The sequence below is a fragment of the Spirosoma sordidisoli genome (assembly GCF_004138325.1).
Taxonomy (GTDB): domain Bacteria; phylum Bacteroidota; class Bacteroidia; order Cytophagales; family Spirosomataceae; genus Spirosoma; species Spirosoma sordidisoli.
The window spans coordinates 1,478,169-1,491,697 of the sequence record NZ_SBLB01000001.1 but is presented as its reverse complement, the minus strand read 5'-3'; the positions used below and the strand labels follow the sequence as shown (position 1 = coordinate 1,491,697).

The following is a 13,529-nucleotide window of genomic DNA, read 5'->3' as shown; positions in this document are numbered from 1 at the left end:
GTTGGGTTAGCTTAGAAATCACAGTTGATACCCGCCGAAATTACCCGGGGCGAAGGCCAGTGACCGTTGTCGACACCCCGCTCCTGAATACCGCTTCCCGTTACGTCGGGGTCGAGTCCGGAGTAGCTGGTGATCGTGAACAGGTTCTGACCACTGACAAACACGCGGGCATTGCGGATTCTGAGCTGGTTGAGCAAGGCTTTAGGCAGTGTATAGCCGACCTCTACGTTGCGCATCCGAACGTAGGAGGCATCTTCGAGCCAGCGGTCCGTATACGGGAAGTTGTTCGAGATAATACCCTGATCACCCGCTTCGAGGCCAAGCCGCGGATCGGTCGTGTTGGTATTGGTCGTTGACCAGGGGCTGATGTCCCGGCGGAAATTGGTCAGCTGGTAGCTGTCGAGCCCGCGCCGTACGTCGTTGTAGACGGTGTAGCCAAAGACGCCGGTCAGCTGCACGTTCAGCGAAAACGGGCCGTACGATGCGTTGAACTGAGCCCCCGCCTGTAGCCTGGGCCAGGGCGAACTCACGAACTGGCGGTCGTCGTTCTGCGTAATCTGCCCGTCGCCGTTGGCATCGACATAGCGGATGTCGCCGGGTTTGGCATTGGGCTGGATCAGCTGGCCGTTGGGACCCCGGTAGTTGTTGATCTCTTCCTGACTCTGAAAAATACCCGCCGTCTTCAGCACGTACCACTGCCCCACGGCCAGCCCCACCTGCGAGCGGGTGTTGCCGCTCTGGATGTAGTTGATGTTCTGGCCCTGATTGCCCACATTCTCGACCTGGTTCTTAATGGTCGTGAAGTTCCCCGATACGTCCCACTTGAGGGCGTTTTTGTTGTTCCGGTAGGTAGCCGAGAATTCGACCCCCCGGTTGCGGATCGAGGCCGTGTTGACATACGGATTGCCGCGGAGGTTACCCAGGTAGCCCGGTACGGCCAGATTCAGGATCGCATCGTTCGAGAGCGAATTGTACACGTTGATCTCGGTACTGATGCGGTTGTTGAGAAAACTGGCCGATACGCCGTAGTTCTGCTGAAGCCGCTCTTCCCAGCGCAGATCGGGGTTGGCCAGCTGAGCCTGGTAGGCGCCTACGACAGCCGTCTGGTCGACTCCGAAAATCGCTCTTGGGTTGCTGTTGATAAAAGCCGTATACGGAAACGACCCCAGCGTCGGCACAACAATACCCAGCTTGCCATAAGAGGCATTGAGCTTCAAGTCGGAGATCCAGTCGACCTGAAAAAACTTCTCCTGACTGATGCGCCAGGCCGCGGCTACCGACGGGAAAAAGCCCGTCCGGTAGTTGGCTCCGAAGCGCGAATCCTGGTCGACACGGCCGGTCAGCGTCAGCAGGTATTTGTCGTTGTAGGTGTAATTGACCCGACCCAGGTAGCCCAGAATCCGGTAGTCGTCGGGCGTGCCACCCGCCGAGTTCGATACCCCGGTAGCTGCGTTGATGGTGTTGAAATACTGACCACCCGCAAAGCCCAGGTTGGTACGCGAACCCGAGGTGACATCACGCCGGGCGGTTTGCTGGCTGATACCGACCACCCCGTTGATGCTGTGTTTACCGAATACCCGATCAAAATTCAGGGTGTGCTCGAACAGCAGACTCAGGTAGCGCGACCGGTCTTCGGCAACCGAGCTGAGTACCGGCGAGGCACTGTACTGGTAGGTACCGATCCGGCGCAGGTTCTGGGTGTAGTCGAAACTGACTTCCAGTCCGGCGTTGGCGCGGTAGGTCAGCCAGTCGGCCAGTTTTACATCGAGGTAGGCGTTACCGACCAGCTTGGCAAAGTTGCTTTTATTGCTGGCCAGGTTTCGAACCGCTACCGGGTTGAAGGCGTAGGTGACCGCGTCGGGGTTGGTGCCGATGCCGTAGCCGCCGGGGTTGCTGGCGTTGACATAGCGCGGGTCCTGTACGGGAATGACGGGCAGCATACCGGCCATGTCGTAGATGGGATTACCCGCCGGGAAGTTCTCGATGTTCGAGTTGGTCAGCAGCGCGTTCTCGCCGAACGTGAACCGACCCACGGTGCTGCGGGTGTTGATCCGCAGGCTGGCCCGGTCGAACCCACTGCCGATGACGTAGCCTTTGTTGCCGAAGTAACTGCCCGATATCAGGTAGGTGCCGGTTTTGGAGCCGCCTGAGAGCGTCAGGTTATAATCCTGAAGATTGCCCGTTTGGAGCACCTGATCCTGCCAGTCGGTATTGATGTTGGGGTTAAACGTACCCGTAGCCACGCTGGCGGGTGGCGTTTGGCCGGCGTTCTGGTACTGTGTGCGTTGCAGGGCCGCGAAACCGGCAGCATCCATCACATCCCAGCGCCTGTAAACCTGCTGGACGCCGTATTTGCCCGAGAACGATACGCGGATAGGGCCTTCTTTCCCTTGTTTGGTGGTGATGATGATGACCCCGTTGGCCGCCCGCGATCCGTAAATAGCCGCTGCCGACGCATCTTTCAGCACCTGGATCGACTCGATATCGTCGTTGTTGATGGTCGGGTTGGCATCGGCAATCATCCCGTCGATGATGTAGAGCGGGTCGGTATTGAGGAAGCTGGCTACCCCCCGGATCTGAATCGACGCCTGCTGCCCTGGCACGCCCGTATTGCGTACCGTGACGCCCGGCGAGAGACCCTGAATCGACTCGGCCAGTGAGTTGGCCGTCACTTTGTTGGCCTGCGTGGGGCTGATGACATCGTTGGCGCCGGTTACGTCCCGCTTCCGCACCGCCTGATAGCCGATAACGACGACCTCATTCAGGGTTCTGTCGTCGGGCGCGAGCTTTACATTCACGACGGCCGTATTCCCGATCGGCACGTCCTGGCTGATGTAGCCCACGCTGGAAATGGTGAGCGTCGTGGCCGCGTCCGATACGTTCAGAACGAAATTGCCGTTGGCGTCGGTGCTGGTACCGGTGCTGGTTCCTTTTTCGATAACGTTGGCGCCGGGCAGGCCCTGGTTGTTCTCGTCGGTCACCTGGCCCGTGATGCGTTTCACCTGCGGGGCTTCGGTCAGGCCGGTCGAGAGTTCATTGACCGGGCGGTCGGGTAGGGCGGTGGCCGGGGGTGTGGGGCCGGCCGCGCCGTTTTTTGGCTGGGCCGGCTGAATAACATACAGGCTGGCTTTCACCTTCCGGTACCGTAGGCCCTGCGCGTCGATGAGCTGGGTGAGCGCCTGTTCGAGCGAGAGGCCATCGACCTCGACCTCTGTCCGGCGGTTGGCCAGCAGCTGTTCGTCGTAGGCAAAACTGATACCGAACCGTTTTTCGAGCTCAGACAGGGCTCGTTTGAGCGAGCGGCCTGCCTGGTTGCGGCCGGGCGTGGTTTCGGCAGGCGTTGGGGCCTGGTAGCTCGTGCCGGCATAGCTGGCGTGGGCACGGCTCAGCAGTTGCGCAGCAGCTGGCTGCGGCAATGCATACACCCCGACCCCCGTCAGCAACAGCGAGAGGACTATATACTTGTTTTTCATAAGCGGAATAGATGTATGGTAATTCGGGCGATCAAGTTGGTTTTTACAAAAAAAGAGGGGCTGGCCTTCGTGCGACGAGGTAATCAATCGGGCCGACCGGTACGGGTTATGGGTTTCGCTGGAGAACAACGCGGTTACTATCGCGCCGAACGGTTAGATCAAAAGTTAGGGAAAGGGTAGTCAGCAGGGTTTCGGGGGTTTCGTTGGTCAGGTTTCCGGTAAACCGGCGGCTGGCCAGATCGCTGTCTTCAAAGACCACTTCCAGACCGTAGGTGTCGTTCAGTTGCTGGGCTATATCGCTCAGGGCGGTGTTCTCGAAGACAAACTGCCGCTGGGTCCAGGCGGTATGCAGCTGCGGTTTTTCGGTGCGTACCTCTACTTTCTCGATACTGGGCTGGGTGGTGGCAAACTGGCCCGGTTTGAGGTCGATAACCTGTTGCCGGGCTGCTCCGGGCTTGCTAAGCCGCACCTGACCCTCTACCAGCGTAACGGCGGTACTGCCCCGGCGGGTGTTCACGTTAAACTGCGTGCCCAGCACCGTAATGTCGAGGCCGGGCGTATGGGTGACGAATTTGAGTCGCCCGGTTGGGGTCTGTTTTTTAGCCACCTTGAAAAAGCCTTCGCCTTCGAGCCAGACTTCGCGGGTGGCTTCGGTATCCCAGTTGTCGGTAAACGTCAGACTGGAGTTGCCGTTGAGCAGGACCGTCGAGCCGTCGGGCAGGGCAACGGTGCGGTTCTCCCCAAAAGCGGTCTGTATGCGTTGCTGACTCGGCTGAAGGCTATACCATAGTACCGCGCCAGCCAGCACAATGACCCCCGCAAGTGAGGCAGCGGCTCGGCCGATGAACGTTCTTCGCTGCCAGAGGGGCCGTACAACAGGCGCCACCGGCTCCGGGCGGGCGCGCTGAGCAAACGCCTGTTCCAGCACCTGTCCGATTCGCTGCTGGCTGGCGTCGGTGAGGTCGTCGTAGTTAGCCTGCAGGTGCAGCAGGAGCGACGAGGCTTCGTCGATGGCCGGTTGCTGCTCAGGGTGTTTGAGCATAAACGTATGCCAGAAGGTCATGCTCTGCTCGTTGGGCTCGAAAACCCACCGGCGGAACGCATCGTCGAGTACAAAATCGCGGACGGTATAGTCGGAGTAAGGCTGTTTCATCAGGCGGTACAAAACACACTACCACCAGAAGAGCACTTCCTGGCTAATTATCCCCCGGAATCGGGAAAATTTTTACGGATATAATGCTATGTATAGACGCAACCGCGACGGCAGCCTGGATGGTCTGTTGCTGACGCATAGGATGGTCTGTTGCTGACGCATAAGAGACGCGAAGGATCGCGTCTCTACAGGCCCATACCATGGTCCGTGTCTGCACCGGGACGCGTAGTCCGGGACGCGTAGTCCGGATGGTCTTCTGCTGACGCTTGTAGAGACGCAATCCTTTGCGTCTCCTGTCCGGATGGTTTTTTGTTTCCTGTGCAGATGGTCCATTGCTGACGCACAGGAGACGCGAAGGATCGCGTCTCTACAGCAGTATAACCGACAGCAGGTCGACGGGCATCCGTTTCTGGAGGGCGGCAATGCCTTTGTAGATGACTTTGTAGGCCGAGGTTGTTTCGATGCCCATAATGCCCGCAATTTCTTCGTAACTGAGGTTGTCGAAAAACTTCAGGAACAGGGCTTCTTTCTGGCGGGCGGGCAACTGGTTCAACTCGCGCAGCACAGCCTCCGACCGCTCTTTGCTGATCTGCGAATCGAGCCAGGTCGGCTCGTACAGAAACTCGACTTTGAAATCGACATCGTGCTCGGCGTTATCGGCAAAGCGGTGCTGGGCGTTGAGCTTGCGGACAATCTCGCGCCGGAGCGAACGCATCAGGTAAAACTTGATCGAGTCGGTATGGCCCAGCCGTTCGCGGGTTTCCAGAATTGTCAGAAACAGGTCTTGCAGGCAATCTTCGGTCAGCTGGCGGTTCTGGGCAATCTTGTAGCCGTAGTTGTACAGCATCCGGGCGTACTTCTCATACATGAACGAATAGGCCGGCTGACTACCCAGCAAAAAATCATCCCAGATCTGGGCATCGGTCGCCTGATGATAGTTGAGTAAGCCGTCCACAGTCTACGCGATAGGAGATTGACTAGTAAATCTACAAAAAAGGTATGCACAAACTTCTGCCCTTTTCTCCGTATTTTTACTACTTCTTCCTTTTATACTACTATTGATAAAGAAGAAACGTCTGTACTCTTTGCTTGTTTTGGCCGGATTCGTTTCGGTCCAGTTTATGTCTGTTCGTGTTGTTCTGCTGCTGTTTTTGCTGGCCGGATTCGTAGGGTGCAAACCCAACCCGCCGGCCAGTGCCCTGTTCACCCCCATCCGTTCGGCCGAGTCGGGCGTGACGTTTAACAATCTTATGCAGCCGTTCGAGAGTGACTCGCTCAACGCCAATACTTACGATCCGATGTACAACGGGGCCGGGGTAGGCATCGGCGATTTCGACCGCGACGGGCGTATGGATCTGTTTTTTGCGGGCAACAACGTAACCTGCCGGCTCTACATGAACCGGACGCAGCCGGGCCGGAGCGACTTTACCTTTGTTGATGTAACGGCCCAGGCAGGCGTCACGACCCGGGCCTGGTGTACCGGCGTCAGCGTGGCCGATGTCAACCAGGACGGCTGGCCCGATATTTATGTCAGCGTGGCCGGTCCCGATACGAACCGAGCCGTACGGCATAACCTGCTTTTCATCAATCAGCAAACCCGGCCCGGTCAGGTGCCCACCTTCCGCGAGCTGGCAAGCGAATACGGCCTGGCCGATAGCGGTATGAACACACAGGCGGCCTTTTTCGATTACGACCGCGACGGCGACCTCGACTGTTACGTACTGAACAACGCCATGGAGCGCACCGGCCGAAACTCCATCCGCCCCAAACGGATCAACGGCGAAGGTCTCAGCACCGATCGGCTGTACCAGAATGTTCAGCAGCGCGGTACGACCGGACGTCCGGACGGGTCGGACCAGCAATCGCCCGTTTTCAGGGACGTTTCCCGGCAGGCCGGCATCCTGGCCGAAGGGTATGGACTCGGACTCGCCGTAGCGGACATCGACCAGGACGGCTGGCTGGACGTCTATTGCGCCAACGACTTTCTGTCGAACGATCTGGTTTACATCAACAACCGAAACGGGGGCTTCACGGATCGGGCGGCCGACTACTTCAAACACACCAGCTATAACAGCATGGGGGTCGATATTCAGGACGTCAACAACGACACCCGACCCGATATCATGGTGCTCGACATGCTGCCTGAGACCAACGCCCGGCAGAAAATGATGCTGATCAAAACCAGCTGGGAGTTTTTTCATCTGGCCCGGCAGCAGGGGTATCAGGATCAGTACGTGCGCAACACGCTGCAGCTGAACATGGGCAACAACACCTTCAGCGAAATCGGTCAGCTGGCGGGCGTATTCCGGACCGACTGGAGCTGGGCACCCCTGCTGGCCGATTACGACAACGATGGCCATAAGGATCTGTTTGTGACCAACGGCTACCGGCGCGACATTACCAACCTCGACTACATCGCCTACCTCAACAACCAGGCTTCGAGCTTCGGTATGGCCAACGCCAGCAACGGCTCCGTCAGCAAAACCCTCGAAGAACTGTATAAACTGCCCGATGCCAAACTGCATAACTACCTCTACCGCAATACGGGCGCGGGCCCATCGGGACCTCCGCTTTTCGAAGACAAGTCCGAAGCCTGGGGCCTGGGCGAACCGACCTACTCCAACGGAGCAGCCTATGCCGACCTGGATAACGACGGCGACCTCGACCTGGTTATCAACAACATGGATGCCGAAGCCGGGCTGTATCGCAACGAAACCAACCAGCCCGGTAAGCCTATTGTTAGTCACGCGCTCCGGCTGCATCTGCCTGCCGATGCCCGCGGACTGGGGGCCGAACTGCGGGTCCGTACCGCCGATGGGCAAACCCAGTCGGTAGTGGTGCATCCGGTACGTGGGTACGCATCGTCGGTGGAGCCGTTCGTGCATGTGGGCGTTGGCAAACACACCCGCGCCGAGGTAGAAGTGCGCTGGGCCGACGGTACGTTTCAGCGGCTGGGTGCGCTCTCCGCCGACCGGCTGCACCGGATCACCTATCAGCCCAACGCCCAGGCTTTTAGTCCGGCAACCGGGGCCGATCGTTCTCCCTTCTTCGATACTGTGGCGGGCAGCACGGCCGGACTGACCTTCCGGCACAGCGAAGCCCCGCTCAACGATCTGGAGCGTACCCCCCTGTTGCCGCAGGTATACGCCCGAAACAGCCCGGCCATTGCCATTGCCGACGCCGACGGCAACGGACTCGACGATGTATTTATCGGGGCCGATCCGGGGCAAACGCGGAGCCTGTTCCTGCAGACCGCGCCCGGCCGCTTTGCTGAACACAAACAGGGCGCCAACGACCTCGAAGACATGGGCGCCCTCTTTCTCGACGTCGACGCCGATGGCGATCAGGATCTGTACGTCGTCAGTGGCGGCAGCGCCCAGCCCGACAGTAGCGGTATCTACCAGGACCGGCTCTACCTCAACGACGGCCGGGGGGCGCTGACCCGGTCGGAGGGTGTGTTGCCGCCAACGACCTCGTCGGGCGCGTGCGTCGTGGCCGCTGACTTTGACGGCGACGGCGATCTCGATCTGTTCCGGGCCGGTCGGGTCAGGGTGGGGCAGTACCCGCTGGCGGCCCGCTGTTACCTGCTGCGGAACGACAAAACCCCCGGCGGTCCCCCGCGCTTCACCGATGTAACCGACCAGCTGGCGCCCGGGCTGAGGCAGGCCGGTATGGTTTGCGCGGCCCTCTGGACGGATCATGACAACGACGGTGACCCCGACCTCATGCTGGCGGGAGAATTCATGCCGATCACGATCTACACGAACCAGCAGGGAACGTTCAGGGCAGCTGACACCGGCCTGCCAACCGGCCTCTGGAACTCGCTCACCGGCGCCGACTTCGACCGCGACGGCGATATCGACTACATAGCCGGTAATCTGGGGCTGAATACGCGCTACCGGGTGTCGGCGCAGGAGCCGCTGCGGGTATACGCCAAAGACTTCGACAAAAACGGCCAGATGGACCCCATTCTGACGTACTATCTCCAGGGACGTGAACAGCTCGTTCCCATCCGCGACGTGCTGAACGACCAGATGCCGACCTTTGCCCGGAAACGCTTCACTAGCTTCCAGCAGTACGCCGACAAATCGTTTGCCGACGCGTTTACGGACGATGACCTCGACGGAGCTACCGTCTTGACGGCCAGCGAACTGCGGTCGTGCTACCTCGAAAACAAGGGGAAAGAGGGCTTCGCGGTTCATCCGCTGCCGACGCTGGCGCAGGCCTCGCCCGTATTCGGGGTTCAGACCGGCGATTTCAACGGAGATGGCCTGCCCGACGCGCTGCTGGTTGGGAACTCCTACGCCCCCGAAACCTACACGGGCTGGTACGATGCCGGGCGGGGCTGCCTGCTGCTGGGCAACGGGCGGGGCGGTTTCCGGGCGGTAATGCCCGCCGAGGCTGGTCTGGCTGTCGATGGCGATGCCAAAGCGCTCGCGGCTCTGTCTACGGGGTCGGCCGTGTGGTATCTGGCGTCGAACAACAACGGCCCGGTACAGCTGCTGAAACCGCGTATTGTTCAGAAACCCGCCCGCGCCAAACCCGGCGAAACGGTTCGGCTGATCCGGCACAAAAACGGCCAGACGCAGCGGATGGAGTTTTATTACGGGTCGGGCTATCTCAGCCAGTCGTCTCGGTAGTAGGGGGTTTACCGAAGTTTCTCGTTGTCGAGGTGGCGGGTGGCGTCGCGGCTGTTTTTCTTCTCCAGATTTTTCCGGAAAGCCTCCGTCAGGTCTACGCCGGTCTGGTTGGCGAGGCAGATCAACACCCACAGCACGTCGGCCATCTCGTCGCCGAGGTCTTTGTTTTTATCCGACTCTTTCTCCGACTGCTCGCCGTAGCGACGGGCCATGATGCGGGCTACCTCACCGACTTCTTCGGTCAGCATGGCCATGTTCGTAAGTTCTGAAAAATACCGGACGCCAACGGTTTTTATCCATTCGTCGACGGTGCGCTGGGCTGCTTCGAGGGTCATAGTGTGTGCTGTAAGTGAGTCGGTACTAACGGGAAGTATGAACGGTTCTGTTGCGGATGATCAGATTGCTATGAGTCGGTTTTGTCCATGGCTCTGCTGAAGGCGGTTTGTCCGTAGCGGCTGGCCAGCAGGTTGATCAGGGCGTTGACCAGCAGCGCCACGCCAAACGAGATGGCAATCGGGAAGTGAGGCAGTAAGAAGGCCTGCATGAACAGAAACGTGCTGAAGCCAAACAGACCCATAACCAGCCCGCGTAGGGTAGAGATCGTAGCGTTGCTGCCTTGCAGCGTATGCGAGAAAATGGCCAGAATAGACGTCAGGATCGGAAAGGGCGTCAGAATACCGCTCCAGGTCGGTCCCAGCACGCTGGCCAGCCCCGTAATAACGACCACAAAAACCGTGGCCACGGCCATGCGGATCGAAATCTCGTAGGGCAGTCGCCGGGCCGAGGTCGTTTGTGCGGCCGGGCGCGGGAAAAAGCGCAGGGCCAGCCATACGCTACCCAGCACCAGCGCGTAGCCGACCCACAGATTGGGCCGGAGCGCGTTGAACCCCACGGCCGTAATGGCGTAGATGCCGTACGAAATCAGCAGGGTCGGCAGCCAGCTTCGGCGCTGCGACAGGGTGGCATACGTGAACGAAAAACTGATCAGGGCCAGGATACCCAGCATGACACCCTGAATGGACTGGATGCCAAACGGCGTTCCCTGCTCCAGGATGAAGAATAGCAGAATCGGGCCCGCCACCCACGGCATGCTCCCGATCAGCCCGCCGATCTGGTTGCCCCACCGCCGGGCAACCAGCGTGATGAGGGCAATGATAGACGGAATCAGGGTGATTTTAAGCCAGAAGACGCTCGTAAAGACCATGCCGAAAAACAAGGTAGAAAACAGGCCGGCGCAGCCAACGGCCACCCTCCAAACCCGTCAGGGCTACAGGAACTACTCTTTTTCCGGAACAAAGGTGAGCGACGAAAACTGATCGTCCACGAAGGCTTCCTGCGCCAGGTCCTGTAGTTCCCGGGCAGTTACCGCTTTGATGTCGTTAAAGATATCGTTGAGAGCCTCTACCCGGTCGATGTCGAGCAGGCTTTTGGCCATCATCAGCATGAAGCTATTGTTGCTTTCCTCGGCCATAGCCAGCTGACCAACCAGCTGCTCTTTGGTCTGGTGCAGTTGCAGGGTCGTGAGGGGCTGTTCGCGCAGTCGTTTCAGCTCTTTCATGATCAGCGTACACGCCCGGTCTACCTTGCGCGGGTCGGTGCCGAAGTAAATACCGAGGAAGCCCGTGTCCAGAAAAGGGGTGTAGCTGGCGTCGATGGAGTAAACGAGGCCGTTCTTTTCGCGCAGGTTCAGGTTCAGCCGCGAGTTCATACCCGGCCCGCCGAGCAGGTTGACGAGCATGAAAAACGGCAGCCGGCGCGGATCGGTCAGCCCGTAGGCGGGGCGTCCGAGCGCACACTGGGCCTGCGTAATGGGTCGTTCAACCCGGGTCTGGCGCGGCACGTAGTCGGTAGGAATTTTTCGCTGGCGGATAGCGTGCTGTTCGGGCACATCGCGCAGGTACTTCTCGGCCACCTTCACCACCTGTTTGAAAGGCAGGTTACTGACCGATGCGAACACGATCCGGCGGGTGTCGTAATTTTCGCCTATGAACCGCTGCAGGTCTTCGCGCCGGAACGAGCCAACCGTTTCGGTGGTGCCGAGGATGTTGCCGCCCAGCGCATGGTTCGGAAACATCAGCTCGTCGAAGTCATCCTGAATGGCGTCTTCGGGCGAATCATAGTACATCGCCATCTCTTCGAGGATAACGCCCCGTTCCCGTTCGATCTGTTTTTCCGGAAAAACCGAGTGAAAGGTGATGTCGGCGAGCAATTCGGTTGCTTTTTCGAAGTGCGCACCCAGCACCGACGCGTGAAAACACACTTTTTCTTTCGTAGTATAGGCATTCAGTTCGCCACCTACGGTCTCGAGTCGGGTAATGATGTGGTAGGATTTTCGTTTCTCCGTACCTTTGAAAGCCATATGCTCCCAAAAGTGAGCAAGTCCCTGCTGATGGGGCTGTTCGTCGCGGCTGCCGATGTCCAGCATAATACCACAATGAGCGATCTGCGTATGGGGCATCTGCTTATGCGCAATCCGAATACCGTTGGGCAGGGTATAAACTTCGTAATCTTCCATTCTAAGCCATAAACGCCGTCCACCTGACGTAGACCAGCGTACTCATGATAACCGATAGTAATCCGCCCCGGTTCCTGATTATTCAAACCGCGTTCATCGGCGACGTAATCCTGGCAACCGCTCTGCTGGAACAACTACGTCGCGCTCGTCCGCAGGCGGTACTGGATGTACTGGTTCGGAAAGGTAACGAGAGTCTGCTGGCCAATCATCCCTTCCTCAACGAAGTACTGATCTGGGATAAGAAAGGGGCCAAATACGGTAGCTTGTGGGCGTTGCTGAAGACCATCCGCGGGCGTCGGTACGATGCCGTGCTGAACCTGCAGCGCTTCGGGGCCACCGGCCTGCTGACGGCCCTGTCGAACGCCAGCGTCACGGTAGGCTTCGATAAAAATCCGTTTTCGCGCTTTTTTACCCACCGCATTACCCATAAGTTCATGCCGGGGGTACATGAGGTAAACCGAAACGCCTGGATGCTGAAACCGCTGGGTCTCTCTTACGTGCGGACCCGCCCCCGGCTCTACCCGTCGCAGGTCGACTACGACACGGTTCAGCCCCTGCAGCGCCAGTCGTACGTGTGTATCGCACCCACCTCGGTCTGGTTCACCAAGCAATACCCGGCCGAACGGTGGGTCGAACTGATTCAGTCGCTGCCCCGCCACCTGACGGTCTATCTGCTGGGCGCGCCCACCGATGCGGCTGTCTGTGAGAAGATTGGGCAGGACAGCGGGCGCAACGGGGTGAAAAACCTGGCGGGCACGCTGACGCTGCTTCAGTCGGCCGCCCTCGTGGAAGGGGCTATCATGAATTACGTCAACGACTCGGCCCCGCTGCACCTGTGCTCGGCCATGAACGCGCCCACCACGGCCGTCTTCTGCTCAACGGTTCCTGAATTTGGCTTCGGCCCGCTGGCCAACGACGCCGTTGTTGTGCAGACGCCCGAACTCCTCGATTGTAAACCCTGCGGTATTCACGGTCGGCCGGCCTGTCCCCTCGGCCATTTCCGCTGCGCCTGGACGATCCCCGTCGAAGACCTGACCGAGCGTGCTATCCCGCTGTGAGCGTTCGGCCGGTTCCCGCCAGCTACGTTTGCATAGGGGGACTGGCCCGGCCTGATCCGTTAAAGCCGGAAAGGTTGATTCGGCGGGTCAGCTCCGGTTGTGACAAACATCGGCTTGTCTGGGTGGTTATGCTGTAAACAAACCTCAACGCGATGAGCCGGGCTTTCCTGAAAAACGAGTCGGCCGATGATCCGGTCGTGATTCCGGCGCGGGCACCGCTGCCGCCGGGTGTTGCCAATTACGTTACGCCCCGGGGCCTGGCGCTGCTCCGGGCCGAACTGGCCGGGCTGGAAACGGAACGCGCTCAGGTTGCCGCCCGGTCGGCCGACGACAGCGAGCGGACGCGCCAGCTGGCCGAACTGAACGGGCGCATCGGGCTGCTGAACCAGCGTATTGCCAGCGCGCGGGTTGTCGATCCGCACGATCATGCGGCTACGGACGAGGTCCGCTTCGGCGCCACCGTTACGCTCAAACCCCGCCCCGGCCAAACCACCCCGCCCGAACGCCGGCTTACGCTGGTGGGCGTGGATGAGGCCGATGCTGCCCAGGGGCTGATTGCCTTTACCGCACCCATTGCCCGCGCCATGCAGGGAAAGAAAACCGGCGATCTGGTGGCGGTCCGGACCATGAAGGGCGAGGACGTGCTCCAGATCAGCGAGATCACGTATTAAGAGCAACAAGGCGACACCA

At 59.4% G+C, this 13,529-nt stretch carries 9 protein-coding genes; 3 read left to right on the top strand and 6 right to left on the bottom strand.

Features of this window, described 5'->3' with window-relative positions:
- Window positions 1–11: 11 nt before the first annotated feature.
- The 3 genes from EQG79_RS06385 to EQG79_RS06375 all read right to left on the bottom strand — a co-directional run bounded on the left by EQG79_RS06385 (window position 12) and on the right by EQG79_RS06375 (window position 5,581).
- Window positions 12–3,473: a SusC/RagA family TonB-linked outer membrane protein gene (locus EQG79_RS06385; RefSeq protein WP_077924126.1), complete on the bottom strand. Its 3,462-nt coding sequence runs from the start codon at window positions 3,471–3,473 to the stop codon at window positions 12–14.
- A 106-nt stretch (window positions 3,474–3,579) separates the two neighbouring features.
- The gene (locus tag EQG79_RS06380) at window positions 3,580–4,626 is read right to left on the bottom strand and encodes a FecR family protein (RefSeq protein WP_129600727.1); all 1,047 of its coding nucleotides are present in this window, start codon (window positions 4,624–4,626) and stop codon (window positions 3,580–3,582) included.
- Between the two features lie 367 nt (window positions 4,627–4,993).
- Window positions 4,994–5,581: an RNA polymerase sigma factor gene (locus EQG79_RS06375; RefSeq protein ID WP_129600725.1), complete on the bottom strand. Its 588-nt coding sequence runs from the start codon at window positions 5,579–5,581 to the stop codon at window positions 4,994–4,996.
- Between the two features lie 166 nt (window positions 5,582–5,747).
- Here EQG79_RS06375 and EQG79_RS06370 point away from each other — a divergent pair, with 166 nt between their 5' ends.
- Window positions 5,748–9,266, top strand: a complete 3,519-nt coding sequence (locus tag EQG79_RS06370) for a VCBS repeat-containing protein (protein WP_129600723.1) — start codon at window positions 5,748–5,750, stop codon at window positions 9,264–9,266.
- Window positions 9,267–9,274: 8 nt separating this feature from the next.
- Here EQG79_RS06370 and EQG79_RS06365 read toward each other — a convergent pair whose 3' ends face one another.
- The 3 genes from EQG79_RS06365 to EQG79_RS06355 all read right to left on the bottom strand — a co-directional run bounded on the left by EQG79_RS06365 (window position 9,275) and on the right by EQG79_RS06355 (window position 11,781).
- Window positions 9,275–9,601 (bottom strand): nucleotide pyrophosphohydrolase, encoded by a 327-nt coding sequence (locus EQG79_RS06365; RefSeq protein WP_077923978.1) that lies wholly within the window; start codon window positions 9,599–9,601, stop codon window positions 9,275–9,277.
- A 68-nt stretch (window positions 9,602–9,669) separates the two neighbouring features.
- Window positions 9,670–10,470 (bottom strand): hypothetical protein, encoded by an 801-nt coding sequence (locus EQG79_RS06360; protein WP_129600721.1) that lies wholly within the window; start codon window positions 10,468–10,470, stop codon window positions 9,670–9,672.
- Window positions 10,471–10,542: 72 nt separating this feature from the next.
- Window positions 10,543–11,781 (bottom strand): M16 family metallopeptidase, encoded by a 1,239-nt coding sequence (locus tag EQG79_RS06355; protein WP_077923979.1) that lies wholly within the window; start codon window positions 11,779–11,781, stop codon window positions 10,543–10,545.
- Between the two features lie 44 nt (window positions 11,782–11,825).
- Here EQG79_RS06355 and EQG79_RS06350 point away from each other — a divergent pair, with 44 nt between their 5' ends.
- Window positions 11,826–12,839 carry a glycosyltransferase family 9 protein gene (locus EQG79_RS06350; RefSeq protein ID WP_129600719.1) on the top strand — a complete coding sequence of 338 codons (1,014 nt, stop codon included), beginning with the start codon at window positions 11,826–11,828 and terminating at the stop codon, window positions 12,837–12,839.
- 152 nt (window positions 12,840–12,991) lie between these two features.
- A complete protein-coding gene (locus EQG79_RS06345) occupies window positions 12,992–13,510 on the top strand; it encodes a GreA/GreB family elongation factor (protein ID WP_077923981.1) in 519 nt (172 codons plus the stop codon).
- Window positions 13,511–13,529 lie beyond the last annotated feature (19 nt).